The following is a 21314-nucleotide window of genomic DNA, read 5'->3' as shown; positions in this document are numbered from 1 at the left end:
TCACTTTCCACTTTACGATGGAAAGCAAACAAGATTTTTTGTTACAACATATTTAAGAAACGATCAGAGACAACACCTGTATCGTCAGGTGTACGGCAAATAATTAAGCAAGTATCATCACCACAGATGGTTCCGATGATCTCATCCCACTCTAAATGATCAATAAGTGCTCCAAGTGAATGAGCGTTACCAGGCAATGTTTTTAGCACAAGCATATGTCCTGCCGTGTCTAATTTTACAAATGAATCCACTAGATTTCGTTTTAATTTTTGTAACGGGTTAAATCGTTGATCTGCTGGCAAGCTATATTTATAGCGCCCATCATGTAATGGCACCTTCACTAAGTGCAGTTCTTTAATATCGCGCGATACTGTTGCTTGCGTTACATTAAATCCCTCATTACGTAAAATATCAACTAATTCATCTTGTGTTTCAATTTCTTTGTTTGCAATAATTTCCCTGATTTTAATATGGCGCTGACCTTTATTCATACATTTGCACCTCACACTATCTCTTACCATAGTTTAAACATTGGTATACTTCACTTATTTATGTTAACTTATAATTCGTTTCTTGTACACAATTGTTTTTACAATCATTATACAATTACAGCAAAAAGAGGAACAACATATGTTATTCCCCTTTCCCTTTTTGTTTTAGAACGTCATGCGCTTCTGTAACAACTTGCTCTATAGAAATCGGAGAATGATTTTCGCCATTCTCACGTTCACCATGCCATTTCAGATGAATTAAAAATTCAATATTACCATCCCCACCCGTAATTGGTGAGAATGTTAAACCTTCCACATCATAGCCTTCTTTTAAAGCAAACTCGACAATCATTTCTACAACAGCTTCATGTACTTTTCTATCACGAACGATACCTTTTTTCCCAACTTGCTCTCTTCCAGCTTCAAACTGCGGTTTAATTAACGCTGCTACATCTCCGTTAGGCATAAGCATTGTTTTTAAAACTGGCAGTATAAGCTTTAATGATATAAATGAAACATCAATACTTGCAAATTGAGGTAAACCACGTTCTAAGTCTGCTGGTGTCACGTAACGGAAGTTTGTTCGTTCCATTACAACAACACGCTCATCTTGACGTAATTTCCACGCTAGTTGATTGTATCCTACATCTAATGCATAAGATAATTTCGCTCCATTTTGAAGCGCGCAATCTGTAAAGCCACCAGTTGATGAACCAATATCTATCATAACTTTATCTTGTAAATCAAGATGAAATGTCTCTAATGCCTTTTCAAGTTTATAACCACCACGACTTACATACGGCATAACTTGTCCCTTCACCGTAATCTCAGTATCTTGCGAGATTTTCTCTCCTGGTTTATCAAGTCTCATCTCATTTGCATATACGAGTCCGGCCATAATGGCGCGCTTTGCTTTCTCACGCGTTTCTATAAGTCCTCGCTCTACTAATAGTACATCTACTCTTTCTTTTTTTACGCTCATTTGTTACGCCCTTTTTTGTTTTGATGGAATCATTGTATGAATACGGTCTACAACAGCATCTGTCGTTAAACCAATTTCTTCTAATAATTTTGTTACACTTCCGTGCTCTATGAAGCGGTCTGGAATACCCATTCGTTCAACTAATGCACTATGGTAACCATTTTCAGATGCAAATTCAACTACTCCTGTTCCAAAACCACCGATTAAACAAGCTTCTTCAATCGTTAAAATCGGTATATTCTTTCCTAGAAGATCATGTAAATATGCTTCATCCATTGGTTTAATAAAGCGAGCATTCACTACTTTCACTGAAACCCCAGCTTTTTCAAGACGCTCAGCTGCTTCCATTGCCATTGGTATTGTCGTACCAAACGTTAAAATAGCTGCTTGTGTCCCCTCTTTTAACGTCTCCCACGTACCGATTGGAATCGCCTTTAATTCTTTATCCATATGAACGCCAAGTCCATTACCGCGAGCATAACGCAATGCGATTGGTCCATCTTCATATTGCATCGCCGTATAAACTAAATGTTGCCCTTCATTTTCATCTTTCGGCATCATAAGCACCATATTCGGCAAGTGACGTAAGAATGAGATATCAAATACGCCTTGATGCGTTTCACCATCTGCTCCTACTAATCCCGAGCGATCTATTCCGATGAAAACATTTAAATTTTGGCGGCATATATCATGAACAACTTGGTCATATGCTCTTTGTAAAAATGTTGAATAAATCGCTAAGAATGGCTTCATTCCTTGCGTTGCCATACCTGCTGCCATTGTTGTAGCATGCTGTTCTGCAATACCTACATCAATCATACGATCTGGGAATTCTTTTTGGAATTTCTCAAGTTTTGATCCAACAGGCATTGCAGGTGTAATTGCTACGATACGCTCATCCGCTCTCGCTAGCTTAAGTACTGTTTCACTAACGACAGCACTCCATGCTGGTGCAACTTCTTTCGGCTTAACGAAGTCACCTGATTCAATTTTATAAGGTCCTGTTCCATGCCAAGTTCCAATAACGTCACTCTCAGCCGGTTTATAACCTTTTCCTTTTTTCGTAATAACGTGAACAAGCACTGGGCCTTTTGTTTTCTTTGCATATTGCAACGTTTCGAATAACTTTTCATAATCATGCCCATCGACTGGACCTAAATATGTAAAGCCTAACTCTTCGAAAAAGACACCAGATACTAGTAAATATTTAAGACTATCTTTTATTTTCTCTGCTGTCGCAGCCACTTTCCCGCCAACTGCTGGGATTTTCTTTAATATATACTCTAATTCATCTTTTACCCAGTGATATTTTCCTGCGGTACGTAAACGACCGAGCACATTATGAAGCGCACCAACGTTTGGTGCAATTGACATTTCATTATCATTCAAAATAACAATCATGTCTGTTTTTTCATGTCCAATATGGTTCAATGCCTCTAAAGCCATTCCGCCTGTTAAAGCACCATCTCCAATAATTGGTATAACATATTCTTTCGTTTTCTTTAAATCACGTGCCAGAGCCATTCCCATTGCAGCCGATAACGAAGTCGAGCTATGACCAGTTTCCCATACATCGTGCTCACTCTCGCAACGTTTCGGGAAACCACATAGACCTTGATATTGCCTTAATGTACCAAACTCTTTCGCACGTCCAGTTAAAATTTTATGTACATAGGATTGATGTCCTACATCCCATAAAAATTTATCTTGCGGGCTATCAAATAATTTGTGCAGAGCAATTGTGAGTTCTACTACACCTAAATTAGGTGCAATATGTCCACCTGTTTGAGAGAGCTCTTCAATTAAAAACTTACGAATATCCTCACTCAATCCCTCTAGTTCACTGATAGACATATCTTTCAAAAAACTAGGGTTTTGAATTTGCGTTAGATCCACATGGATCACTCACTTTCATTTCATAATCTGTCAACATGTCAAATATTATAAAAAACATTTACACAAAACAAGAAATTCTCTTTTCTATTTTTCGTCTTGTCCCGCTATTAACCAGTCTATTGCGCCCTAATCCTATTATAAACCATATTTCTTTAGGCGATGAAAAAAATAGCCGCTAACACGAAGTGATAACGGCAATGTAATCTACATATATTTTTGCCAATAACAAGAAAAGAAAAACCTTTTCCTACATTTATATCATAAAATGATGAATGACTCAACAAATGAAAACGCTGTTATATTAGTTATTACGTTTTGCAATCAAATCACAAATAGATAGTAAATATTCATCTTGTAATTGCAAGGAACTAATCGCACCTTTTGCTTCTGCAATTGTTTCTTCTAAAATATCCTTTGCTCTATCTACAGTAAACAACGTTGTATATGTGCTCTTTTCATTAGAAAGATCGCTACCAATCGGTTTTCCAATCTCTTCTTCAGTTCCTTCGACATCTAAAATATCATCTCGAATTTGGAAAGCTAGACCGATATATTTGGCAAACGTAAGCAACTTTTCTTCTTGCTCTTCTGTCGCATCAGAAAGTATCGCACCCGCAAGTACAGCAAATTCAAGCAGTTTTCCGGTCTTATGTTTATGGATGTACTCCAATTCATCAATCGTAAGGCGTTTCCCTTCAGCTTCCATATCTGCCACTTGTCCGCCAACCATTCCTTCTGGTCCTGCTGCTTTTGCAAGTTCAAGTACAAGTCTTACTTTTTTTTCGGCAGAAATTTCTTTTTGCTCATATGCCATAATAACTTGAAAAGCATACGTCAATAAGCCATCTCCTGCTAAAACTGCCATCGCTTCACCAAATACTTTGTGATTTGTGGGCTTTCCTCTTCTTAAATCATCATCATCCATACAAGGTAAATCATCATGAACTAATGAATATGTATGAATCATTTCAAGAGCACAAGCTGCACCTACTCCAAGATTTCTTTCTTTCCCAAACGCTTGTAATGTTGCAAACAAAAGTAACGGGCGGAGACGTTTTCCACCCGCTTCCAAAGAATATGCCATCGCTTCACGAAGTACATTTGGACATTGTAATTCATTTGCATAGCTTACAAGTTTTTCTTCTACGAAAGTTTTACTTTCTTTCAAAAAAGTATCAAAAGCAATCGTCACTATGCTTCATCTCCTAAAGCAGTAAACGGTTCAAGCTCTCCATCTTCCCCAAGAATAACTGCCATTTGTTCTTGTACATTCTTCAGCTTCTCATCACAAAGCTTAGATAATTCCATACCTTCTTTAAAATAAGAAATCGCTTCTTCTAAAGGTACGTCACCTTGTTCTAGCTTAGAAACAAGATGCTCAAGTTGCGAAATTGCCTCTTCAAAGCTTAATTTATTTTCCATTATTCAATTCACGCTCCTCTATGCCTGATACGCTACAATCTAGTATTCCATCTTGTAATTGAACTGAAACAGCATCTCCAAGGCTTACATCTTTCACACTTTTTAACACTTGCTTCTCTTCATCATATACAAGCCCGTACCCTCTCATCATTACTTTAAGCGGACTTAACGCTTCAAGTTTTTGAGCAGCTCTTACAAAGGCAAATTCTTTCGTTTGAAGTAACGTTTGCATTTCACGTTGTAATTGCTTTTGCAACGTTTCAACAGCTACCTTCGTTTGCATAATTTTTTGAGATGGGTGGTGCTTCTCTAAATAAAATGAAAGTTGCTTTAACTGATTCACCTTTTTATCAATATAGCGCTCTTTCGCTAAAACAAGCTGTTCTAGCGCTCTATCTAATTGCTCTTCCTTTTGCTCATATACTTGTCTTGGATAACGGAACGCATACGATTTTTGCAACACTTGTAGTTTTTCTTCTTTTTTATGTACTAACTCTCTCATTGCTCTTTGCAATCTCAGAGTTCTTTGTAATACCTTTTCTTGTAACTCTATAATGTTAGGTGCTGCCAGCTCAGCTGCTGCAGTCGGTGTTGGCGCGCGTAAATCTGCAACAAAATCTGCGATTGTAAAATCCGTTTCATGGCCTACTGCCGAAATAATAGGAATTTCACTCTTAAAGATTGCTCTTGCAACCATTTCCTCATTGAAAGCCCATAATTCCTCAATAGAACCTCCACCACGACCAACGATTAGTACATCTATCTCTCCCATTTCATTCGCTGTACGAATCGCTTGTACAATCGAGGGAGCCGCTGACTCCCCTTGTACAAGTACCGGAAATACAATAACATTCCCAATTGGATAACGACGTTTAATCGTTGTTATAATATCACGAATCGCTGCTCCTGTTGGCGACGTAATCACACCTATTGTTTTAGCGTAAGGAGGAATCGCTTTTTTATAAACTTGAGAAAAAAGTCCTTCTTCTTCTAAACGAACTTTTAACTGTTCGTACGCTAAATGTAAATTCCCGACTCCGTCAGGCTGCATGTCTTGAATATAAATTTGATAAGAACCACTCGCCTCGTAAACAGAGATTTTCCCTTTCACGAGTACCTTCATCCCATTTTCAGGTTTGAATTTAATATTACGATTATGGCCCGCAAACATAACCGCTGCGATTCTTGCATTTTCATCTTTCAATGTAAAATACATGTGGCCACGGCTATGATTTTTAAAGTTGGAAATTTCACCTTTTAACCAAACAGACTGCAAATGCGGATCATATTCTATTTTTGTTTTTATATAGCGTGTTAACGCTGTAACGGTTAAATATTGCTTCTCCATTTCTCTCTCCTCATAGCCGACTCAAATTATTTACAAACGACACCTGCACGTTTGGCAGATTCAACAGTATTATGAAGAAGCATTGTGATTGTCATTGGACCAACACCCTTTGGCACAGGTGTAATGTAACCCGCAACATCTAACACGTTGTCAAAGTCAACATCACCACAAAGTTTTCCTGTTTCTAAACGGTTAACACCAACGTCAATTACAACCGCTCCTTCTTTAATATAATCCGCTGTTATCATTTTAGGTCGTCCAACAGCTACGATTAAAATATCAGCTAACTTCGATAACTCTTTCATATTTTGCGTCTTAGAATGACAATATGTTACAGTGGCATTTTCATTTAAAAACAATTGTCCCACTGGTTTACCGACAATATTACTTCTTCCAATTACTACTACATGTTTTCCAGAAATATCAAGATTTGTTTCTTTTACTAATTCTACAATACCATGCGGTGTACATGGAAGGAATGTATCTTGTCCCGTCATCATACGTCCCACGCTGATTGGGTGAAATCCGTCTACATCCTTTTCTGGTGAAATTCTTTCAATGATAGCTTTTTCTTCAATATGTTTTGGTAAAGGTAATTGCACTAATATGCCATTAATACGGTCATCGCCATTTAAGCGATCGATTTCAGCAAGCAAACGTTCCTCAGTAATTGTTTCAGGAAGTTCAATTAGCTCTGAGTAAATCCCTACTTGTTCACAGCCTTTTTCTTTTCCTTTCACATAAGAACGAGATGCTGGATCTTCTCCAACTAAAATAACTGCTAATCCTGGTACAATACCTTGCTCTTTCAACTTCACAACTTCTTCTGTTAATTGTGCTCGTTTTTTCTCCGCAACTTCATTTCCTTTGATGATTACTGCTACCATTTTAAGATTCCCCCTTAAAGAATTTACAGTGTATCTTTTATATTAGATAAAACGCCGTTAATAAAACGACGAGATTCCTCATCCCCAAATGTTTTTGCAATTTCAATTGCTTCGTTAATTGTTACGTTGTGTGGAATTTCTTCCATGTACTTCATTTCATACACAGCTACACGTAAAATACTGCGATCAACAATACTAATACGCTCAAGCTTCCACTTTTTTAAGTTTTGACGAATCGCTTCATCGATTGCTTCTTTATTTTCTACAAAACCTACTACAAGTGACTCTAGAAACTCATTTGTTTCTTCGCCTTCATCCAGCGTGTTTTCCACTGCTACTTTCGGTTCTAATTCACCTGTAATATCCATTTGGTATAATGCTTGCATTGCTCTTTCTCTAGCCGTCCTACGTTTCATTGTAACTCTCCTTTATGCTTCAAGTCTTTCCTTATACTTTGTTATATTATTATAATTTATAAGCCGTCAATTCACTTACTCTTACAGTTTTCATTGATTTTCCAACCTTATAATACAATGATAATAACACAATTTATCGTTTCACACACGGGTTACAAGGCTGAAAAATAATAAAAAGATTAACTTCAAGTTCCATATCTTATCACAATGTACGTTTTTTGGAAAAACGACACATTTTCTTGTTTATTTCTTATTTTTTGAAATAGTATAATAATTAGAGGGTTGTAATTTGTGAAGAAATGAAACGATAAAAAAGATGCCTATGTTACTAGGCACCTTTTCATTCTTACACTGGTTCGATTTCTGTTTTTTGTGTTTCGAATGTTACGCCAACGATGTGAACATTCACTTCTTTTGGCTCAAGTCCTGTCATTGTAAAGAGTGCTTGGCGAATATTGTCTTGAATCTTTTGTGCAACAACTGGAATTGCTACACCAAAATACATTACAACATAAAGGTCAACGATAATATCTTCGTTTGCTAATTCAACCTTTACACCTTTACCATGATTTTTCTTACCTAACTTCTCAACAACATCTGTAGCAAAATTACCGCGCATTGCCGCTACACCTTCTACTTCAGCAGCTGCAATACCTGCAATTACTTCAATTACTTCTGGTGCAATTTCTACTTTACCAAGAGTTGTATCTTGACCCATATCTAACATATGTTCAGCCATGAAAAAAACCTCCTTTAATGTATCACTGCGTCACAAGTTCATGCTCTTCCAAAAATTTCGTATTAAACTCACCTTTTACAAAATCAGGATGATCTAGCAATTGCAAATGGAACGGGATTGTTGTATGTACGCCTTCAATGACAAATTCACTAAGTGCGCGCTTCATTTTTGCAATTGCCTCTTCACGTGTTTTTCCGTGAACAATTAATTTAGCAACCATCGAATCATAGAAAGGTGGGATTGAATATCCCGGATATACAGCTGAATCGACGCGAATACCAAATCCTCCTGGTGGTAAGTACATTTCTACTTTACCTGGAGATGGCATAAATTTTTTGGCAGGGTTTTCCGCATTAATTCGACATTCAATTGCCCAACCATTAAATTGTACTTCTTCTTGCTGTAACGATAACTTTTCTCCTGAAGCAACAAGAATTTGCTCTTTAATTAAGTCCATTCCCGTTACCATTTCAGTAACCGGATGCTCAACCTGAATTCTCGTATTCATCTCCATGAAATAAAAGGTTTTCGTTTTATATTCATAAATAAACTCAACCGTACCAGCACCTGTATAATCAACCGCTACCGCCGCTTTAACTGCCGCTTCACCCATCTGCTTGCGAATATCTTCATCAAGTGCAGGTGATGGACTTTCTTCTAATAGTTTTTGCAAACGGCGCTGAATTGTACAATCACGCTCTCCTAAATGAATGGCATTTCCGTGTGTATCTGCCATTATTTGAATCTCAACATGGCGGAAATCTTCAACGTACTTTTCTAAGTATACACCAGGGTTCCCAAAAGCGGTACTAGCTTCTTGCTGTGTAATTTGAATTCCTTTTATAAGCTCTTCTTCATGGCGTGCAACACGAATACCTTTTCCACCGCCACCTGCAGTCGCTTTAATAATAACTGGATATCCAATTTGATTAGCAAGCTCGATCGCTTCTTCGGTATTTTTAATAATCCCTTGTGAACCTGGTACAATCGGAACCCCTGCTTCTTTCATTGTATCACGAGCAACGTCTTTTGTGCCCATCTTTGAAATAGCTTCTGGACTTGGACCGATAAAAATCAAGTTACATTCACGGCATAACTCTGCGAAATCTGCATTCTCTGCTAAAAATCCGTATCCCGGATGAATAGCATCGCAGCCTGTTAACTTCGCAACGCTAATAATGTTTGTCAAATTTAAATAGCTTTCTTTCGAAATCGTTGGTCCTACACAATACGCCTCGTCTGCAATCTGTACGTGAAGTGACTCTTTATCTGCTTCTGAATAAATTGCAACTGTTTCAATATCCATTTCTTTACAAGCACGAATAATTCGTACAGCAATTTCCCCACGATTGGCTATTAATACTTTTTTTATCATCACAAAGACTCCCTTATTACGCTTTTACAAGAAATAGCGGTTGTCCATACTCAACAAGCTGTCCGTTATTAACAAGAATTTCAACAATTTCGCCCTCTACATCAGCATCAATTTCGTTAAATAACTTCATAGCCTCGACAATACATACGATAGAATCTTTCGATACTCTATCCCCAACACTTACATATGGAGGTGTATCAGGCGAAGAAGAAGAATAGAATGTACCTACCATCGGTGATGTGATTTTATGTAGGTTTTCATTTTGAACAGCCTTCTTCTCTTCTTGTTTTGGCGCTTCTGCTTGTGCTGCTGCTACTTTCGTTTCAACTTCAACAGGCGCTACTGGTTGCATAGCTTGTTTTGCTGCAGGTGCTTGCACAGCAACAACTTCATTACCACGCTTTTTCATTTTGATTGTTGTACCGTCTTTTTTGTATTCAAATTCATCAATATTAGAGCTATCAATTAATTTAATTAATTCGCGAACTTCTTGAATTTTAAACATGTAAAATCCACTCCCATACTCTTGTTTGTCCCGTTTTTACAGATTCTCGTCACGAAAACTAGATTGACTGTAAAAATACGATGTATTCTATTAGAAAATATATTTCATTAACTAATAGAAATATTTACTATTTCCATCTTACGATAAATTTTTTAAACATTCCAATTTATATTTCTTTATAATAAATCGAAACTCCTGTAAAAATATTATTCCAATAAAAATTTAATACCTAGTAATAATACCAAGTTTCACACGAAATTGGCAAGACCACTTCTTAAAAAACATTCACTACTTTTTCAAAACGTTACACAGCAAACATGCCATCCACTCTTCACCACATCTATAGTCAACAACATATTTTTACCAAATATTATTTTTTTGTTTACACGCCATTCATCATTCCTTCATATAAGAATAGTATGTTCAAAGTGTAGAAAATATATTGTGTCGAGGTGTGGAAATATGATATGGCTCATTCTCTTTTTACCTGCCGTAATCGTTTGGGCATGCGTTCTTTGCATCCACGTCAAATCTGGAAAAAGTAATCATCAGTACCATGAACCATTAATCTTTTACTCACAACGTGTTTCTCCATTCCGAGTTGAACATAGTAAAAATAATTACAAAGACGAAATAGAAAAAAGCTATCGAAAATGATAGCTTTTTTCTATACACACGTTTACTTACATACTCTATTTTACTATTTGCATACCCTTTGCTTAGTAAAAGATAATAATCCGTAGGGAAATCCCTACGGATTAAGGTTTCACTTATTTCGCTGGTGGATCAAATTTCACACCTACATCTTTTGATCCGCCTTCACTTCTTACAAGTTGAATAATTTTATTTGCTTCTTTCTGTGAATGTTTTGCCGCTTTAACCGTTACTCTAATATCAGTACCATCAGCTCTTACAAGAGCATCTGGATATCCTCCTTGAGATTTAATTACTGTCTCAAGTAATTCTTGCTTCGTTTCCATTGTCGTAATGGCATCAAAATTTTCTTTCGCTTTATTCTTTTCTGTTGCTGAAGCTTTTGTTGAACTCATCACTTCTTGTAATTTTGCTTTTTGTTCACTACGCTGATCTTCCATTTGCATACGTAAAGCTGTGAAATTCTCATCACTTGATTGAACTGATACATTGCCCTCTTTTTTACTTGTTTCTTTTTTTGCATTTTCTTTTTTGTCTGTTTCTTTATTTGTTGTTTCTTTGCTTGTATTTTCTTTTTTCGGAGTTTCTTTAGGCGCTTCGTTTGTTACTGCTTTATCAGTACCTTGTTTTTCTTGTCCAATCTTTTCACCTGTTGCTGGCGATGCTGTATTCATTTTGTCAGGAGTTGTCACGTAATACACAGATAGTACAACAACTAAACTTAACATCGTTAATAACCAAACTGTTTGTTTTTTTAACACTTTATTTCCTCCCTATCAATTTTTCGGTGAAACTGAAACGCGATGGGCCGGTACATCTAGCAGCCTTATCACAGCTTCTTTTACCATTGCTTTAACTTGTATATTATCCACTCCCTTTGCTACGACAAGAACACCACGTACTTTCGGCTTCTCTGTTCGTAAAACAACAGGAGTTTCTTTATCCCCTTCACGTATAATGACAGTCTTTTCATCAAGAGACTCGTCCTCTACTTCTCTCTTACCGCCTGTTTTATCTGTTTCACCTGTTGTTTGTGAGCGTTTCACTGTATTTTTTTCTAAAATTTTTTCTTCAGATGAATCTAAATTCACTTTAATCGTTACGTCTTTTACTCCTGCTATTTCTTCTAAAGCAGTTTTTAATTCTTGTTCATACGCTTTTTCATATTTTTCTACATTTGACATACTATCATTACTTTTTTGTCCGAAAGTTGGTACGTCTTTTTCTTGGTTTTGAGTTTTTTGTTCTTTAAATACAGGTACTTCTTCTTTTTTACTTGAAAAGAGACTACTAGAAAACATAAGCAAAATTCCAAGTATGAGTAGGACAAGTAAAAACTTAGGTGTTACCTTTTTACCCTTCTCGTTGCTTTCTTTTTGATCCCCATTCAATAAGTTTCGAAAAAATGAGAACTTCGAATTTTTATCTTTATTGTCCATTTACTCTACCTGTCCTCCCTTCCATTTGAACTTGGATTTGTTTACCCTCTAGTTGCCACCTGCTTGAAAAGAAATCTTTCATTTCTCCATTCGTTTCTTCCACTTTTTTTGGAGGCTCTTTCGTGTTAATTTCAATTGGCTTTACTGTTTCGATTGCATCATTTTTACTACGTTCTTTTTCTTTCAACGTCACAACAACAGATTGAATATCTTTCGCTGACTTTACTTCTTCTATATTTTCTGCTGCGACTATTTGTATTTCAGAGACAGCCATACCATACTTTTTCTCAAACTCTTTTCCTACTTCTTTTTTCATTTTGGTAGCCATCTCTTCTAAACTATATGCACGTGTTAGAGCTTGTATTTCTTTTTTCTTCGAATCTATTGAATTTTTTACAGATCCTTCTGCTACGTACTTTTCTTCATTAAAATTTGCAATTACTTCATTTACATCTGTCTGCAATAGTTTAAAAAGGGGTGTTAAAATTAATACGACTAACAAAAGACTTACAACAAATTTAACGTATTTTTGCAAATTCGAATTTGGAAGAATAAGATGAAGCATTGTCGCTAAGAGCAAAAAAACGATAATATTTCTGATCCACTCTGTAACAAATTGCATACTCTTCACCTCCTACCGCATCATAAGTGTAATATTCCCCGCAGCAATAATAATTGTAATACTTAAAAAGAACATAAATGATACGATAGCTAAGCAAGCAAATACGTAAATGATGCTTCTTCCAATAATGTCTAAACATTGAATAATTGCTCCGCCGCCAACCGGTTGTAATACTGCTGCTGCGAATTTATAAATAAATGCAATACAGAAAATTTGAATCGCAGGAAAAGCAACAATTAAGCATAAAATGACGAGCCCAATAATTCCGACTGTGTTTTTCAATAATCCTGATGCGCTAATAACAGTATCTGCCGCTTCCGTAAACATCCTTCCAACTACTGGAATGAAGTTTCCTGTTACAAATTTAGCAGTTTTCACAGCTATGCCATCAGCAACGGCTGTCGCTGTTCCTTGTACAGATAATACCCCTAAAAAAATCGTTAAGAAGATACCGATAATCCCAACGCTAACGTTTTGCAGAAGCTTGGACAATTTTGTAACTTTATATTGATCACTCATTGTACTTACAATACTTAATATCGTTGCCAGTAATAAAAGCGGTAGAACGATATAATTCATAAGAAGCCCGCTTGTATTCATTAAGAAAATGATAATCGGATGAAAGAAAGATACAGATACAACCCCGCCACCAGTCGCTATAAGCGCCAATAAAATTGGCAATAGCGCTAATATGAAATCTACCATTGTTTGTATCGTTTCTCTTGCATATGTCATAACGACATAAAAACTATTTAAAGCAAAAATAATAAGTACCATATATACAACAGCATCAGCAATTTTACTTACACTACTTTTTGAAAAAGCGGATTGCAGTGATTGCAACAATGCACTAAAGATTGTGAGCATAATGAGTGTGCCAAGCAGTTTTCCATTAGCTGCAAGCTCATGAAATAAATATTTTAATAACCCTATCATCCACTCTTTTAGAGAGAATTCTTTTTCTCCCTTTACAAACTCCATAAAACTTCCTTTTTGACTCTCTGGCAAATAGCCACCATATTTTGTAACAAGCCCGTCCCAAAATTGCTTCACATCTTCAATTCCGAGCTTATCCAATTGTTGATCAACGACGTTTGTTTCTACAGGAGAAGCTTGTACAACAACCGGTAAAGAAAAGAAAAGGAAGCAAGCAAATAGCAGCTTAGCTCCAAACCTCCTCAACATTCACTCCCCCTTATCCCGTCGGTAAAAATCCGAGAATAGTTTCAATTACAACCGTCAAAATAGGAATTGCCATAACGAGAATTAAGATTTTCCCAGCAAGTTCAATTTTCGAAGCGATGGCACCTTGACCAGCATCTTTTGTAATTTGAGCTCCAAACTCAGCAATATAAGCAATTCCAATAATCTTTAGTAACGTTTCCACGTAGACGTTGCTAACTTTCGCTTCACTCGCTACTCTCTCAATCATTTGTAAAATAGAATGAATTTGATCGATTAAAATAAGAAACATCACGCTACCTACGAACACAATAAATAAAGATGTAATACTAGATTTATGCTGGTTCAAAACAGCAGCTAAAAACGTAGCAACGAGGCCTAATCCGACAATTTGTATAATTTCGATTCGAACCGCCTCCTTTACTGGAAGAGAAAGACACTTTTAATCTTGTCGAATAGCGTATTAATTAAAAATGCAACATGAAATAAAATGACGACAAAACCGACAAGGATAACCCAATTTGCAATATCCTCACGCTTCAATTCTTTTAGTACAGTATGAATGAAAGCTAAAACAATGCCGATTCCGGCGATTTGAAATATTAATCCAACATCAATGGACATCGCCTTTCTCCCCCCTATAGCAGTAAAATTACAATAAGTAGCCCTGCTAGTACCCCTAAGCTCTTAATCATTTTTTCGTATTGCAGTTGTAAAGCTTTCGCTTCCTCTTCTTCTCTCTCCAAATGTGTAATACATAAGCGAATATGTTTTTGTTGTGATTCACGATCATGTTGCCCGAGCGTTTCACCAAATTGCTGCAGTATTTCATACTCGGTTTGTTGAAAAGCTGTCAACTTCCAATTCTCTTTCAAACTATCTATCCAAGCTTCCCTTACTGTTTGTTCTCCACTTTCTAGTTTTTTAGCGAAACTTTGAAATATCCAATTTAATGGCTTTGGCATTTGTTTAACTAATCGCTCGGCAGCCTCAGATAAAGGTGTGTGTCCATACATAATTTCTGCCTCTAATGATTGAAGTGCTGATTTTAATAACCTAAGTTGCCTCGGTCTCTCACTGTATCTTTTAGCGTACGAAAACCCGAAAAAGGTGCTGACCGCAACGATTAACACTGCACCAAATATTTTCACCATACGCCCTCAGCCTTTCTATTTGATAACACTGGTTTTCCATATTTATCTTTCACCTGCATAACCGTTCCTGGACCCCTCGCTTTTGACAACTCCACAAACCTATCAAATATACCAAGCTCTAGCACTACCTTGAGCGATGGACGTCTCACAACATCCTCATAGGAAAATCCGTGTGCGCTTATAAAAAGCTGGACACCTGCATGCACTGCCTCCATAATTGCTTCACTATCTTCTTTACGGCCAATTTCATCTACGATCAAAATATCAGGACTCATAGAACGAATCATCATCATCATTCCTTCTGCCTTTGGACATGCGTCTAACACATCGACTCGGGTACCAAAATCATATTGCGGGATCCCTTTCACACAACCAGCAATTTCTGACCGTTCATCAACGATCCCCACTTTACAGGAAGGAATTTCCGAAGCACTTACCCCTTGACTCATGCAACGTGCTACATCTCTTAAAAGTGTCGTTTTACCCGTTTGGGGAGGGCCAATTACCATCGTGTTTAACCACCTTTTTTCATACAAATATGGCAAAAGCGGTTCAGCAATCCCTATTTTTTGACGAGCAATACGAATATTAAAGGAAGAGACATCACGAATCATTTTCACTGCGCTTTTTTCTGTAATAACTTTTCCTGCTAACCCGATTCTATGCCCCCCGCGAAGCGTCACATACCCACGTTTTAATTCCTCTTCCATCGTATAAATTGAGAATTGACTTAACTTATTCAATAAGTAAATAGCATCCTCTGCAGTAGTGATATAGTCATAAAAAAACACCTTTCCGTGTGCAATACACTCTAGCGGCCTTCCAATTCGAACACGAATTTCCTCTAAAGCATCGTATTGCTTACATTCTTCAATTAAGTACTTCATCGTTTTTGGTAAAACTTCTAATACCTCTTTCATCGGCTTCTCCCCACTATACTCGACTTACTATTTCAGTAATGCGATAAAAATACAGCAAATTCCAAGCGCTAGAAAAAAGAGCTTCAAGAAAGAAATTTCACTTGCTACACTCGCTATCCCAATTGTCATTGTTAAAATTAATACGGTAGGTCCAACAAACGCCAACATACCATTTATAAACAACGCTTTCTTCGCATCATTCACATAAAGCATAAGCAAAGCAGCAAATATCTCCGCACTACCTGAAAATAATCGAAGTGCCCCCATAACAAGCACGGATGTTTCCATTGCCGCTAGCCACTGTTTCATTCTTCCACCTTCTCCCGTAACAGTTACTAACTTCGTATTCTAAAAAAGAATATATTTGTACAACCATATGCAGAGGTTGTCTATTTCAGAAGTAAAAACATAATTTTTCTCTAAATCCCGAATTACAATCTGAATATTCATATTATTTCATGGTATATTATGGTATATTTAGTTTAAAAGAGGTTTAAACCATGCAGCACGTCACTTTATTACCACTAGATTTATGCTATACAAATGTGATTTTCGAGCTATCAAGTGATCCACATATAAAAAATGCATTGGGGATAACGGTAGAAAACATCGAAGACACGAAAACATTTCTTCTTTTCGCAATAGACGAAGAGCGTCAAAAGAAGTCCTTATCGAGAATGATTGTGAATGAAGAAAATGAAATAATTGGCCTCACCACACTTAAACATATTAATAATGAGAAAAAGCAATCTCACATTGGTAGTTGGCTCGGCTATCCGTACTGGGGAAAAGGCTATAACGAGGCTGCTAAAAAAGAAATCTTTAAAATCGCCTTTTTAGACTTACAACTTTCCTACGTATTTGCTGGTGCTAAAACGAATAATATCCGCTCTTTAAAAGCACAAGAAAAACTACCTTATATTTCATTGCATGTGGAAAACAAGTTTCCAGACGAACACGCTGCACTAGAGAAAGAAGTAAAGTCACCTTGCTCTCTGCATGTCGTGTCACGTGAAAATTTTTTAAACTGGTTGAAATTACAGAATGAGGGGGAAAAATATGAAGGCATTGAAAGTTAGTTTAACCGTTGTAGTAGAATTAGCTCTTATTTATCTTTTTTCATTATTGGTCGGTTGGTCATTTATAGAGACCTTTTTCCTTGGTAGTTTAGCAATATTTGCAATTATGTGGTTAATTATTATGAGTAACCATAGAAATAACATTACAGATCACGCAATAAGTAAAACATTAACTGGCGTTGAGACTGGCGAAATAAAACCATTTCAAATTGTTTTGACTCCATCTATTATGGGTACTCTTTCACTTGTTTTAGTCAGTTTTATAATAACAGCTATTTACTATCTACCCTATTTCCTATAAAAAAAGCACTCGTGAATTATCACGAGTGCTTTTCTACTATGCACGAGAAACGTATTTACCTTCACCAGTGTTGATGATAAGCATTTCGCCTTCGTTAATGAAGATTGGTACTTGTACAACAAGACCAGTTTCTAATGTAGCTGGTTTTGTTACGTTAGAAGCAGTATCACCTTTAATACCAGGCTCTGTTTCTGTAACTTGTAATTCAACTGTGTTTGGAAGTTCAACACCAAGTACTTCGCCTTGGTAAGTCATGATTGCTACTTCCATGTTTTCTTTTAGGAATTTAAGCTCGCGCTCGATTTGTTTTTCACCAAGTTCGATTTGCTCATAAGTTCCGTTATCCATAAATACGTGAGCCTCACCGCTTGCGTATAAGTATTGCATACGACGGTTTTCGATGTGTGCTTTTTCTACTTTCTCACCTGCACGGAATGTTTTCTCTTGAACAGAACCTGTGCGAAGATTACGTAGTTTAGAACGAACGAATGCAGCACCTTTACCTGGCTTTACGTGTTGGAAATCAAGTACTTGCCAAAGGGCATTGTCCACTGAAATTGTTAAACCTGTACGAAAATCGTTTACTGAAATCATGTAAAAAAATCCTCCTGTGTATTACAAAATAATAAGTTCTTTTGGTGATTTCGTAATTACTTCATTACCTTCACTTGTCACAATGATATCATCTTCAATACGTACGCCGCCAATACCTGGAATATAAATACCTGGTTCTACTGTTACAGCCATACCTGGTTCAAGTACTGTATGAGAACGGAACGCTAAACCTGGTGCTTCATGGATTTCAAGACCTATTCCATGACCAGTAGAGTGTCCAAAGTATTCACCATATCCTTTTTCCGTTATGTAGTCACGCGTTAGCGCATCAGCCTCGCGACCTGTTAAACCAGCTTTAATACCGTTCACACCACGTAGTTGTGCTTCTAAAACGATATTATAAATTTCTTTTAATTTATCAGATGGTTCACCGACTGCAATCGTACGAGTAATATCAGAGCAATATCCTTTGTAATAAGCGCCGAAGTCTAATGTAACGAAATCTCCTGTTTCTATCACTTTTTCAGATGCCACGCCGTGCGGTAATGCCGAACGAAGACCTGAAGCAACGATAATATCAAACGAAGAAGATGTTGCTCCTTGTTTTCTCATGAAAAATTCAAGTTCATTTGACACTTCAATTTCAGATACTCCCGGGCGAATGAATGATAGAATATGCTCAAAGGCAGCATCTGCAATCTGTGCAGCTTCCTTTAATATCTTAATCTCTGAATCAGTCTTTATCAAGCGTAACTTTTCTACAAGTCCAGAAGTCGGGATAAATTCAGCATCAATCGCTTCCTTATGCACTGAATAAGAACTATATGTAAGAGTATCTTGCTCAAAACCAAGTTTTTGAATTCCAAGCTCTTTCACTTGCTTTGCCACTTCATCAATGATTAATCCTGCGTGCTGTACAACCTCATATCCAACCGCTTGTTTACTTGCCTGCTCGACGTAACGGAAATCTGTAATAAATTGAGCACGATCTTTTGAAATAAGAACAACGCCTGCTGTTCCTGTGAAGTTAGCCATATATCTACGACTATGTTCATTTGTTAACAAAATACCGTCAATACCAGCCTCATCAAATGCACTTCGTAATCTTTCAATTTTCTCCATTACTTTATGCCTCCCTCAATTTCTCCATTAATGCAAATAACGCTAACTTATAGCCATAAAAACCAAATCCTACAATTTGACCTGCACAAACAGCTGCCGTCACAGATTCATGACGGAACGATTCACGCTGATGAATGTTAGAAATATGTACTTCAATAACAGGAATCGAAATGCTCGCAATGGCATCACGAATCGCATAGCTATAATGCGTAAATGCTCCCGGATTTAAAATGATCCCTTCATATATATCTTCCGCTTCATGAATAATGTCGATAATGGCACCTTCATGATTCGATTGGAAACATTCTAACTCCACTCCCATTGTTTCTGCTTCTTGCTTCATATCTGCTTCAAGTGTCGTTAGCGTGCCCTTTCCATATACATTTACCTCACGAACACCGAGGCGATTTAGGTTAGGACCGTTTACGAGGAGTAACTTTTTCATATTCTTAAAACTCCTTAATATTAAATATCTATACAATATTTTAACATAGGAGTTACTTATTTGAATAGTTCGTCTTCTCTTACCCTTCTTGTTCTGCTTTATTGCTATTTACTGCGTAAGAAACAGAATATGCTATAAACACACCATACAATATAAAAATACATATTGTCGTCACAATTGTCTCTTTTGGTAAATGGAGCGCACTTTTAATAACAGGAGCCATTAAACCCATCCCCAAAAACAGTAGTGCCCACCAAAATAGCCCATAAATAATTCCCGCTATAATCCCTTCAAACTTTGCAAAAAATGCTTTATACAAAAAGACAATCAAAATTGAAAGAAGTCCCATACACACTATTCCGAACACATTGCCCCATACACCCTCTTTCCAACTTCCAAACGCAAATGGTAAAAGGAAATAATTCGGGCCCGCCTCCGTGAATGAAAATATATGAAGGAAATACCATATCCCGCCCCAAAAGATTCCACCAAACAAACCAATCTGCACAAAATTCCTTGTTCCTAATTGTTCTTGACTCACATCGACACCTCCGCTCAATAGTATGCCCGAAACTATTTTGAAGCATGTTTAAATCCTGCGAAATTTGTCTATAAAAAGAATAAGAAATGTCCGACTCTCATAACATTTTCCCTTGTCATCTACTTGTATTTGCCGATAAAATAAAGGAAACTCGGTGATTGTCTTATTTCAAAACGACAGAACCCAGTATGACAATTGCCTCTTTTTCTACATAAGAGAGAAACAAATACAGGTTGGTGTTAACATGGCAGAAGAGTCAAAACAAATATATGGCGGGCAAGCGGTCATAGAAGGAGTTATGTTTGGCGGTAGAGAATATACTGTTACAGCGGTTCGTCGTAAAGATAAATCGATTGAATTTTATCGATTACCACGCGTTCGTAATAAAGTACTATCTACCCTAAAAAAATTCCATTTTTACGAGGGATTGCCGCTATTGTGGATGCAAGTGCGAATGGAGCAAAGCATTTAAACTTCGCTTCAGAACGATTTGACGTCCACCCAGAAGATGATGAACAAATTGCAAATAAAAAAGAAGAACAATCAAAATTAACGATGGTATTAGGAGTTGCAGCTGTTGGCGTTTTATCTTTTATATTCGGTAAAGTCATTTTCACAGCAGTTCCTGCACTATTAGCTGAATTAACAAGACCGATTTTCCCGTCTCATACTGGGCAAATTATTGTCGAAAGTGTCATTAAGCTCATGCTATTATTGAGCTATATATACTTTATTTCTTTAACCCCACTTATTAAGCGGGTATTTCAGTATCACGGTGCAGAGCATAAGGTAATCAATGCTTACGAGAATAACCTTCCTCTGACTGTAGAAAACGTTCAAAAGCAAACTCGTCTCCATTATAGATGTGGCAGTAGCTTTATTATATTTACAGTCATTATTGGAATGTTCGTTTATTTCCTAGTCCCTACAGATCCTCTTTGGGCACGAGTTATAAACCGAATTTTATTAATTCCAGTTGTACTTGGTATTTCTTTTGAAGTACTACAATTTACAAATCGATTACGAGATATTCCCGTATTACGCGTACTTGGATATCCTGGATTATGGCTACAACTATTAACAACGAAAGAACCAACAGATGATCAAGTGGAAGTAGCAATTGCATCGTTTGAAGAATTATTACGTTTAGAGAACAAACAATAATTATTTAAAAATGGTGTTCAACTCCTTTCCTCATCGTTAATATACTAATTTTAATATACGTTTTTAGGAGGTGTC

At 36.8% G+C, this 21314-nt stretch carries 27 protein-coding genes and 1 pseudogene; 4 read left to right on the top strand and 24 right to left on the bottom strand.

Annotated elements, in window-relative coordinates; translation table 11 throughout:
* Positions 1–41 precede the first annotated feature (41 nt).
* The 11 genes from argR to accB all read right to left on the bottom strand — a co-directional run bounded on the left by argR (position 42) and on the right by accB (position 10061).
* Complete coding sequence (gene argR, locus HMPREF1014_RS03535; RefSeq protein ID WP_001032580.1) at positions 42–491, bottom strand: arginine repressor ArgR; 450 nt, start codon at positions 489–491, stop codon at positions 42–44.
* 142 nt (positions 492–633) lie between these two features.
* Entirely contained in the window at positions 634–1473 is an 840-nt protein-coding gene (locus tag HMPREF1014_RS03530) for a TlyA family RNA methyltransferase (protein ID WP_000111874.1), read from the bottom strand.
* 3 nt (positions 1474–1476) lie between these two features.
* Positions 1477–3369, bottom strand: coding sequence for a 1-deoxy-D-xylulose-5-phosphate synthase (gene dxs, locus HMPREF1014_RS03525; RefSeq protein WP_000366454.1), 1893 nt, complete (start codon positions 3367–3369; stop codon positions 1477–1479).
* Between the two features lie 301 nt (positions 3370–3670).
* Complete coding sequence (gene ispA, locus HMPREF1014_RS03520) at positions 3671–4561, bottom strand: (2E,6E)-farnesyl diphosphate synthase (protein WP_000150374.1); 891 nt, start codon at positions 4559–4561, stop codon at positions 3671–3673.
* Complete coding sequence (gene xseB / locus HMPREF1014_RS03515) at positions 4561–4791, bottom strand: exodeoxyribonuclease VII small subunit (protein ID WP_000428423.1); 231 nt, start codon at positions 4789–4791, stop codon at positions 4561–4563. The genes ispA and xseB overlap by 1 nt, the downstream gene beginning before the upstream one ends.
* Complete coding sequence (gene xseA, locus HMPREF1014_RS03510) at positions 4781–6139, bottom strand: exodeoxyribonuclease VII large subunit (protein WP_000415249.1); 1359 nt, start codon at positions 6137–6139, stop codon at positions 4781–4783. The genes xseB and xseA overlap by 11 nt, the downstream gene beginning before the upstream one ends.
* A 26-nt stretch (positions 6140–6165) precedes the next feature.
* Complete coding sequence (gene folD, locus HMPREF1014_RS03505; protein WP_000226732.1) at positions 6166–7026, bottom strand: bifunctional methylenetetrahydrofolate dehydrogenase/methenyltetrahydrofolate cyclohydrolase FolD; 861 nt, start codon at positions 7024–7026, stop codon at positions 6166–6168.
* A gap of 23 nt (positions 7027–7049) precedes the next feature.
* On the bottom strand, positions 7050–7442 hold the full coding sequence (gene nusB / locus HMPREF1014_RS03500; RefSeq protein WP_000830247.1) for a N utilization substance protein NusB: 393 nt from the start codon (positions 7440–7442) through the stop codon (positions 7050–7052).
* 346 nt (positions 7443–7788) lie between these two features.
* Entirely contained in the window at positions 7789–8181 is a 393-nt protein-coding gene (locus tag HMPREF1014_RS03495) for an Asp23/Gls24 family envelope stress response protein (protein ID WP_000807630.1), read from the bottom strand.
* Positions 8182–8203: 22 nt separating this feature from the next.
* A complete protein-coding gene (gene accC / locus HMPREF1014_RS03490) occupies positions 8204–9556 on the bottom strand; it encodes an acetyl-CoA carboxylase biotin carboxylase subunit (protein WP_000592870.1) in 1353 nt (450 codons plus the stop codon).
* A 16-nt stretch (positions 9557–9572) separates the two neighbouring features.
* Positions 9573–10061: an acetyl-CoA carboxylase biotin carboxyl carrier protein gene (gene accB / locus HMPREF1014_RS03485; protein WP_000472859.1), complete on the bottom strand. Its 489-nt coding sequence runs from the start codon at positions 10059–10061 to the stop codon at positions 9573–9575.
* A gap of 462 nt (positions 10062–10523) precedes the next feature.
* On the opposite strand from accB, the gene HMPREF1014_RS03480 reads away from it, so the two are divergent.
* Positions 10524–10718 carry a hypothetical protein gene (locus tag HMPREF1014_RS03480; RefSeq protein ID WP_002000935.1) on the top strand — a complete coding sequence of 65 codons (195 nt, stop codon included), beginning with the start codon at positions 10524–10526 and terminating at the stop codon, positions 10716–10718.
* Between the two features lie 113 nt (positions 10719–10831).
* On the opposite strand, the gene HMPREF1014_RS03475 is transcribed toward HMPREF1014_RS03480, so the two are convergent.
* Genes HMPREF1014_RS03475 through HMPREF1014_RS03435 form a run of 9 tightly spaced genes read right to left on the bottom strand, consistent with a single transcriptional unit; the run spans position 10832 to position 16341 of the window.
* On the bottom strand, positions 10832–11476 hold the full coding sequence (locus HMPREF1014_RS03475; protein WP_000914710.1) for a SpoIIIAH-like family protein: 645 nt from the start codon (positions 11474–11476) through the stop codon (positions 10832–10834).
* Between the two features lie 15 nt (positions 11477–11491).
* Positions 11492–12154 carry a stage III sporulation protein AG gene (gene spoIIIAG / locus HMPREF1014_RS03470; protein ID WP_000368890.1) on the bottom strand — a complete coding sequence of 221 codons (663 nt, stop codon included), beginning with the start codon at positions 12152–12154 and terminating at the stop codon, positions 11492–11494.
* Positions 12144–12776, bottom strand: coding sequence for a stage III sporulation protein AF (gene spoIIIAF, locus HMPREF1014_RS03465; RefSeq protein ID WP_001161032.1), 633 nt, complete (start codon positions 12774–12776; stop codon positions 12144–12146). The genes spoIIIAG and spoIIIAF overlap by 11 nt, the downstream gene beginning before the upstream one ends.
* Before the next feature lie 12 nt (positions 12777–12788).
* Positions 12789–13961 carry a stage III sporulation protein AE gene (gene spoIIIAE / locus HMPREF1014_RS03460; RefSeq protein ID WP_000946110.1) on the bottom strand — a complete coding sequence of 391 codons (1173 nt, stop codon included), beginning with the start codon at positions 13959–13961 and terminating at the stop codon, positions 12789–12791.
* A gap of 10 nt (positions 13962–13971) precedes the next feature.
* Positions 13972–14355, bottom strand: a complete 384-nt coding sequence (gene spoIIIAD / locus HMPREF1014_RS03455; protein WP_077393170.1) for a stage III sporulation protein AD — start codon at positions 14353–14355, stop codon at positions 13972–13974.
* Positions 14356–14378: 23 nt separating this feature from the next.
* Positions 14379–14582 carry a stage III sporulation protein AC gene (gene spoIIIAC, locus HMPREF1014_RS03450; protein ID WP_000020914.1) on the bottom strand — a complete coding sequence of 68 codons (204 nt, stop codon included), beginning with the start codon at positions 14580–14582 and terminating at the stop codon, positions 14379–14381.
* Between the two features lie 14 nt (positions 14583–14596).
* Positions 14597–15112 carry a stage III sporulation protein SpoIIIAB gene (gene spoIIIAB / locus HMPREF1014_RS03445; RefSeq protein ID WP_000238702.1) on the bottom strand — a complete coding sequence of 172 codons (516 nt, stop codon included), beginning with the start codon at positions 15110–15112 and terminating at the stop codon, positions 14597–14599.
* Entirely contained in the window at positions 15106–16032 is a 927-nt protein-coding gene (gene spoIIIAA / locus HMPREF1014_RS03440) for a stage III sporulation protein AA (protein WP_000665908.1), read from the bottom strand. The genes spoIIIAB and spoIIIAA overlap by 7 nt, the downstream gene beginning before the upstream one ends.
* Positions 16033–16059: 27 nt before the next feature.
* Complete coding sequence (locus tag HMPREF1014_RS03435; RefSeq protein WP_000816050.1) at positions 16060–16341, bottom strand: YqhV family protein; 282 nt, start codon at positions 16339–16341, stop codon at positions 16060–16062.
* 191 nt (positions 16342–16532) lie between these two features.
* Between HMPREF1014_RS03435 and HMPREF1014_RS03430 the strand changes: the two genes are divergently transcribed.
* Both HMPREF1014_RS03430 and HMPREF1014_RS03425 read left to right on the top strand, forming a co-directional pair.
* Positions 16533–17111, top strand: a complete 579-nt coding sequence (locus tag HMPREF1014_RS03430; RefSeq protein ID WP_001164984.1) for a GNAT family N-acetyltransferase — start codon at positions 16533–16535, stop codon at positions 17109–17111.
* Positions 17092–17412, top strand: coding sequence for a hypothetical protein (locus tag HMPREF1014_RS03425; RefSeq protein WP_000645695.1), 321 nt, complete (start codon positions 17092–17094; stop codon positions 17410–17412). The genes HMPREF1014_RS03430 and HMPREF1014_RS03425 overlap by 20 nt, the downstream gene beginning before the upstream one ends.
* Before the next feature lie 36 nt (positions 17413–17448).
* On the opposite strand, the gene efp is transcribed toward HMPREF1014_RS03425, so the two are convergent.
* From efp to HMPREF1014_RS03405, 4 genes are all read right to left on the bottom strand, one after another.
* Positions 17449–18006: an elongation factor P gene (gene efp / locus HMPREF1014_RS03420; protein WP_000626516.1), complete on the bottom strand. Its 558-nt coding sequence runs from the start codon at positions 18004–18006 to the stop codon at positions 17449–17451.
* Positions 18007–18027: 21 nt separating this feature from the next.
* Positions 18028–19089, bottom strand: a complete 1062-nt coding sequence (gene pepQ / locus HMPREF1014_RS03415; protein WP_000411041.1) for a Xaa-Pro dipeptidase — start codon at positions 19087–19089, stop codon at positions 18028–18030.
* Between the two features lie 4 nt (positions 19090–19093).
* The gene (gene aroQ / locus HMPREF1014_RS03410; RefSeq protein WP_000735147.1) at positions 19094–19534 is read right to left on the bottom strand and encodes a type II 3-dehydroquinate dehydratase; all 441 of its coding nucleotides are present in this window, start codon (positions 19532–19534) and stop codon (positions 19094–19096) included.
* 79 nt (positions 19535–19613) lie between these two features.
* Positions 19614–20075 (bottom strand): YqhR family membrane protein, encoded by a 462-nt coding sequence (locus tag HMPREF1014_RS03405; RefSeq protein ID WP_000076882.1) that lies wholly within the window; start codon positions 20073–20075, stop codon positions 19614–19616.
* 244 nt (positions 20076–20319) lie between these two features.
* Here HMPREF1014_RS03405 and HMPREF1014_RS03400 point away from each other — a divergent pair.
* A pseudogene (locus HMPREF1014_RS03400) lies at positions 20320–21239 on the top strand (DUF1385 domain-containing protein).
* The last annotated feature ends 75 nt before the right edge of the window (positions 21240–21314 follow it).

Origin of the sequence: Bacillus sp. 7_6_55CFAA_CT2 (assembly GCF_000238655.1) — a bacterium.
GTDB classification, from domain to species: Bacteria; Bacillota; Bacilli; order Bacillales; family Bacillaceae_G; genus Bacillus_A; species Bacillus_A cereus.
Note: the sequence above shows the minus strand (reverse complement) of the source record. Positions and strands in the feature narration are given on the sequence as shown.

Coding starts and splice junctions, on each gene's coding strand:
- argR (WP_001032580.1), bottom strand. CDS start 491: ATGAATAAAGGTCAGCGCCATATTAAAATCAGGGAAATTATTGCAAAC.
- HMPREF1014_RS03530 (WP_000111874.1), bottom strand. CDS start 1,473: ATGAGCGTAAAAAAAGAAAGAGTAGATGTACTATTAGTAGAGCGAGGA.
- xseB (WP_000428423.1), bottom strand. CDS start 4,791: ATGGAAAATAAATTAAGCTTTGAAGAGGCAATTTCGCAACTTGAGCAT.
- xseA (WP_000415249.1), bottom strand. CDS start 6,139: ATGGAGAAGCAATATTTAACCGTTACAGCGTTAACACGCTATATAAAA.
- folD (WP_000226732.1), bottom strand. CDS start 7,026: ATGGTAGCAGTAATCATCAAAGGAAATGAAGTTGCGGAGAAAAAACGA.
- nusB (WP_000830247.1), bottom strand. CDS start 7,442: ATGAAACGTAGGACGGCTAGAGAAAGAGCAATGCAAGCATTATACCAA.
- HMPREF1014_RS03495 (WP_000807630.1), bottom strand. CDS start 8,181: ATGGCTGAACATATGTTAGATATGGGTCAAGATACAACTCTTGGTAAA.
- accC (WP_000592870.1), bottom strand. CDS start 9,556: ATGATAAAAAAAGTATTAATAGCCAATCGTGGGGAAATTGCTGTACGA.
- accB (WP_000472859.1), bottom strand. CDS start 10,061: ATGTTTAAAATTCAAGAAGTTCGCGAATTAATTAAATTAATTGATAGC.
- HMPREF1014_RS03480 (WP_002000935.1), top strand. CDS start 10,524: ATGATATGGCTCATTCTCTTTTTACCTGCCGTAATCGTTTGGGCATGC.
- spoIIIAG (WP_000368890.1), bottom strand. CDS start 12,154: ATGGACAATAAAGATAAAAATTCGAAGTTCTCATTTTTTCGAAACTTA.
- spoIIIAF (WP_001161032.1), bottom strand. CDS start 12,776: ATGCAATTTGTTACAGAGTGGATCAGAAATATTATCGTTTTTTTGCTC.
- spoIIIAE (WP_000946110.1), bottom strand. CDS start 13,961: ATGTTGAGGAGGTTTGGAGCTAAGCTGCTATTTGCTTGCTTCCTTTTC.
- spoIIIAC (WP_000020914.1), bottom strand. CDS start 14,582: ATGTCCATTGATGTTGGATTAATATTTCAAATCGCCGGAATCGGCATT.
- spoIIIAB (WP_000238702.1), bottom strand. CDS start 15,112: ATGGTGAAAATATTTGGTGCAGTGTTAATCGTTGCGGTCAGCACCTTT.
- spoIIIAA (WP_000665908.1), bottom strand. CDS start 16,032: ATGAAAGAGGTATTAGAAGTTTTACCAAAAACGATGAAGTACTTAATT.
- HMPREF1014_RS03435 (WP_000816050.1), bottom strand. CDS start 16,341: ATGAAACAGTGGCTAGCGGCAATGGAAACATCCGTGCTTGTTATGGGG.
- HMPREF1014_RS03430 (WP_001164984.1), top strand. CDS start 16,533: ATGCAGCACGTCACTTTATTACCACTAGATTTATGCTATACAAATGTG.
- HMPREF1014_RS03425 (WP_000645695.1), top strand. CDS start 17,092: ATGAAGGCATTGAAAGTTAGTTTAACCGTTGTAGTAGAATTAGCTCTT.
- efp (WP_000626516.1), bottom strand. CDS start 18,006: ATGATTTCAGTAAACGATTTTCGTACAGGTTTAACAATTTCAGTGGAC.
- pepQ (WP_000411041.1), bottom strand. CDS start 19,089: ATGGAGAAAATTGAAAGATTACGAAGTGCATTTGATGAGGCTGGTATT.
- aroQ (WP_000735147.1), bottom strand. CDS start 19,534: ATGAAAAAGTTACTCCTCGTAAACGGTCCTAACCTAAATCGCCTCGGT.